Raw genomic sequence first — 4903 nt, 5'->3', positions numbered from 1 at the left:
GGAAACCACCACCGACGTGGGCCCGTTGACGGCAGCCACATCAACCCGGTCCCCGACAACCGCGAGGACATCCTCAACGACGGCCTGCACCGCGAGCATCGCCCCACCCGCAGGCAACGCCTGCATCAACGAACCCCGCGCCGCCACCAGACGACAGGCATCCTCCAGCGAGAACACCCCCGCCACATACGCAGCGACCAACTCACCTATGGAATGGCCCGCCACGAAGTCCGGGCGCACACCCCACGACTCCGCCAGCCGGTACAGAGCCACTTCCACCGCGAACAACCCGGCCTGCGTGAACACGGTCTGATCCAGCAATCCATCGTCGGCCGACAACACCTCCTGCAGCGGCCGAGGCAGCAATCCGTCGAACCCGGCACACACTTCAGCCAGTGCCTGCGCAAACACGGGGAACCCAGCCGCCAGTTCCACGCCCATCCGCGCCCGCTGCGCCCCCTGCCCCGTGAACAACACTGCGAGGCGCCCGTCCATCACGCCACCGGAGGACTCCACCGAGGCCAGCCCGGCCGTCAACTGCTCCGCATCCGAGCCCCACACCACCGCGCGATGACCCAGCCCGGCCCGACCGGTCGCCAACGACCAGCCCACATCCACCGCATCCAACGCCCCGGCCACCCCGGACAACCGCCCGGCCTGCGCCACCAGCGCCTCCGGCGACCCGGCCGACAACACCCACGGCAGCACCCCACCCACCGAAGACGGGGCCTCAACCGCGACCGCAGCCTCCGGCGCCTCCTCCAAGATGACGTGGGCATTCGTCCCGCCGATGCCGAACGCCGACACGGCAGACCGGCGCGGACGACCCGTCTCGGGCCACTCGACACCCTGGGTGAGCAACTCGACCGAGCCCATCGACCAGTCCACATGTGGGGTCGGTTCATCGACGTGCAAGGTGCGCGGCAACACACCCGCCCGCATCGCCATCACCATCTTGATGACACCCGCGACACCGGCCGCGGCCTGCGCGTGCCCGATGTTCGACTTCACCGACCCCAGCCACAACGGCCGTTCAATCTCTCGCCCCTGGCCATACGTGGCCAACAGCGCCTGCGCCTCGATCGGGTCACCCAGCGTCGTCCCCGTGCCGTGCGCCTCCACGGCATCCACATCTGCGGGGGAGAGCCCTGCACTGCCCAGCGCCTGGCGGATCACGCGCTGTTGCGACGGCCCGTTCGGCGCCGTAAGACCATTCGACGCGCCGTCCTGATTGATCGCCGAGCCTCGCACCACCGCCAGCACCTGATGACCGTTACTACGCGCATCCGACAGCCGCTCCAGCAGCAGCACGCCCGCGCCCTCGGCCCACCCCGTGCCGTCCGCCGCAGCCGCGAACGACTTGCAGCGGCCGTCCGCCGCCAGCCCACGCTGACGGCTGAACTCCAAGAAGGTGCCAGGGGTGGGCATCACGGTGACACCGCCGGCGAGGGCCATGTCGCACTCGCCGCTCCGCAGCGCCTGGACGGCCATGTGCAGGGCGACCAGGGAGGAGGAGCAGGCCGTGTCGACGGAGACCGCCGGTCCTTCCAAGCCGAAGGTGTAGGCGAGGCGGCCGGACAGGACGCTCGCCCAGCTGCCGGTGCCGAGGTAGCCCTCGACCTCCTCCGGGACGTGGTGCAGTCGGCTGGCGTAGTCGTGGTACATCACGCCCGCGAAGACACCGGTACGACTCCCCCGCACCGAGTCCACCGCGATACCCGCCCGCTCGAACACCTCCCACGACGTCTCCAGCAGCAACCGCTGCTGCGGATCCATCGCCACCGCCTCACGCGGCGAGATCCCGAACAGACCGGCATCGAACTCGGCAGCGTCGTACAGAAACCCGCCCTGCTGGGCGTACGAGGTACCGGCGTGCGCCGGGTCAGGGTGGTAGAGCTTCTCCAGGTCCCAGCCCCGGTCGTCGGGGAAGTCCCCGACCGCGTCCCGGCCCTCCGCCACCAGCCGCCACAGGTCCTCCGGCGACGACACACCACCCGGATAACGGCAGGCAGCCGAGACGATGACCACCGGATCGTCTGTCACCCCAGCGGCGACCACGGCAGCCGCCCCCTCAGCCGCCGCCTCGTCGGCGGACCCCACCAGCTCGCTCAAAAGCAGGCCCGCCACCGCCATCGGCGTCGGATAGTCGAACACCAGCGTCGCCGGAAGCCGCAGCCCCACTGCCTCACCCAGCCGGTTCCGCAGCTCCACCGCCAGCAGCGAATCGAAGCCCAGCTCCTTGAACGTCCGGTCGGTGTCGACCGTCCGGTCCGCGGCATGCCCCAGGACGAGCGCCACGCTGGACCGGACCACTCCGAGGAGTTCGTGCTGCTGCTCCTCGCGGGAGAGCCCGGCCAGCCTGCGGGTGAGCGAGTCGGCGGCGGCATCGCCCTGGAGGCCGGTGGCCGTGCGGCGTACGGCGCCCCGGACGAGTCCGCGCAGGAGCGGCGGTACGGCACCGTCGGCGGCCTGGGCGCGTATGGAGGTGGTGCTGAGCCTGGCGGTGACGAGCAGCGGCTCGTCCGTGGTGAGAGCGGCGTCGAAGAGGGCGAGGCCTTGGTCGGAGGGGATGCCGACGATGCCGGCGCGCGCCATGCGGGCGACGGCGGTCCGGTCCATGTGCCCGGTCATCCCGCTGGCGTCGGCCCACAGTCCCCACGCCATGGACGTCGCGGGCAGCCCTTCGGCCCGGCGTCGCTGGGCGAGGGCGTCCAAGTAGGTGTTGGCGGCGGCGTAATTGGCCTGACCGGGGCCGCCGAAGACGCCGACGACAGAGGAGAAGAGGACGAAGGCGGAGAGATCGAGGCCCCGCGTCAGCTCGTCCAGGTTCACGGCCGCGTCCACCTTCGGACGCAGCACCCGGTCGAAGTGCGCAGGGGTCAGCCCGGTGACCACGGCGTCGTCCAGGACGCCGGCGAGGTGCACCACACCCGTGACGGGATGTGAGGCGAGCAGCGTCGCCAATGCCTCACGGTCGGCGGCATCGCACGCCACCACCTCGGCAACCGCACCCGCGGCCGTCAGCTCGGCCACCAGGTCCGCCGCCCCCGGAGCCTCGGCGCCACGACGACTGGCCAGCACCAGCCGCCGCACCCCGTGCTCCGCCACCAGGTGCCGGGCGATCAATCCGCCCAGCGTCCCGGTACCACCCGTGACCAGCACCGCACCGTCACCGAAGTCGATCGACCCGCCGGAGGGGGTGGAACGGGCAAGGCGTGGTGCGAGTACGTGACCGCCGCGCACCGCGATCTGCCACTCCCCCGCCCCGAGCGCGGCAAGGGCAGGCACCAGCCCATCGGTGTCGGCACCCAGGTCGACCAGGCCGAACCGCCCGGGATTCTCCGCCTCCGCCGAACGCACCAGCCCCCACACCGCGGAGGCCACGAGATCGGTGGGCCCGTCGCTGTCCGTCCCCACCGCACCCCGCGTCACCACCACCAGACGCGACTCGGCGAACCGCTCGTCCGCGAGCCAAGTCCGTGCGGTCTCCCAGGTGTTCAGCACCGCACGGTGCACGGCGTCGGCGGATCCGGAGCCGCCGCCGGCCACCGGGAGGGCCACCACGGAGGGCACTTCGGGGCCGGCCGCGATCTCGTCCAGGCTGCTGAAGAAGGGAACACCGAAGCCGAACGGGTCGGCGTCGCCGAGCAGCGCCCAACCCGGCGCGTCCTGCGCGGCCGGAGCGGCGAACGGCGTCCATTCCACTCGGAACAGAGCGTCCCGTACGGCCGAACCTGCCCGCTCCAGTTCCTCCACCGCAACCGGTCGCAGGGCCAGCGACTCCACGTGGGCCACCGCAGCGCCCTGGGCGTCGGCCACCCACACCGACACCGCGTCCTCACCCACCGGAGCCAACCGCACCCGTACGGCCGAAGCGCCCACCGCCGAGAGCGACACACCCGACCATGCAAAGGGCAAGCGGGCCTGACTGCCGTCCACCGGCAGCACCGCATGCAGCGCCGCGTCCAGCACAGCGGGATGGATCCCGAACCTGGCCGCCTCGCCCTGCTGGCCCTCCTCCAGCACCACCTCGGCGAAGACCTCGTCACCGCGCCGCCACACCCCGCGCAGCCCCTGGAACACCGGCCCGTAGTGATAGCCGGTGTCGCGCAGACGGGCGTACCGGTCGGTGATGTCGACCGGCTCGGCTCCGGCAGGAGGCCAGGCCACCATGTCGACCGAGGGGGCCTGCGGCTCGTCGGCGCCGAGGGTGCCCTCCGCGTGCAGGGTCCACTCCTGGTCGGGAGCGGCGTCCTCGGGACGGGAGTACACCGCGATGGAACGCTGTCCGTCGTCTTGCGGGCCCCCGATGACGACCTGCACCCGCACGCCCGCGGCCTCGGGCAGGAACAGCGGTGCCCGAAGGGTGAGTTCGGTGAGACGTCCGCAGCCGACCTCGTCCCCGGCCCTGATCGCCAGCTCCACGAAACCGGTACCGGGGAAGAGGACCGTGCCCGCGACGGCGTGGTCCGCGAGCCATGGGTGCGTACGAAGAGACAGCCGCCCCGTCAGAACCGCGCCGTCCCCGGCGGCGAGGCTCATCGCGGCCCCGAGCAGCGGATGATCGGTGGTGGCCAGGCCTGCACCGCTGACATCGGCGGTACCCGTGCTGGGCTCCAGCCAGTAACGCTGGTGCTGGAAGGCGTAGGTGGGGAGGTCGACGTGGCTTACGACGCGGCCCGAGTAGACGGCTGACCAGTCGATGTCGGTGCCGTGGACCCAGAGTTCGGCGGCGTTCGCGAGGAAGCGGGCGTTCTCGTCCTCGTCCCGGCGCAGGGTGCCGACGACCGTGATCCGCTTCTCCGCCGCCTCGGCGATCGACTGCACGCCCATGGTGAGCACCGGGTGGGCACTGACCTCGATGAGACGGAAATGCCCCTGCCCGAGAGCTACTTGAACGGCT

1 protein-coding gene is annotated in these 4903 nt (G+C 71.5%); it reads right to left on the bottom strand.

The window, feature by feature from the left end; genetic code table 11:
* A partial coding sequence (locus M8H82_RS36235; protein ID WP_374211741.1) for a type I polyketide synthase occupies positions 1 to 4827 on the bottom strand: 4827 nt, incomplete at its 3' end.
* Positions 4828 to 4903: the final 76 nt, after the last annotated feature.

It is taken from the genome of Streptomyces sp. YS415 (assembly GCF_023544665.1).
In the GTDB taxonomy this organism is placed as follows: Bacteria; Actinomycetota; Actinomycetes; order Streptomycetales; family Streptomycetaceae; genus Streptomyces.
Note: the sequence above shows the minus strand (reverse complement) of the source record. Positions and strands in the feature narration are given on the sequence as shown.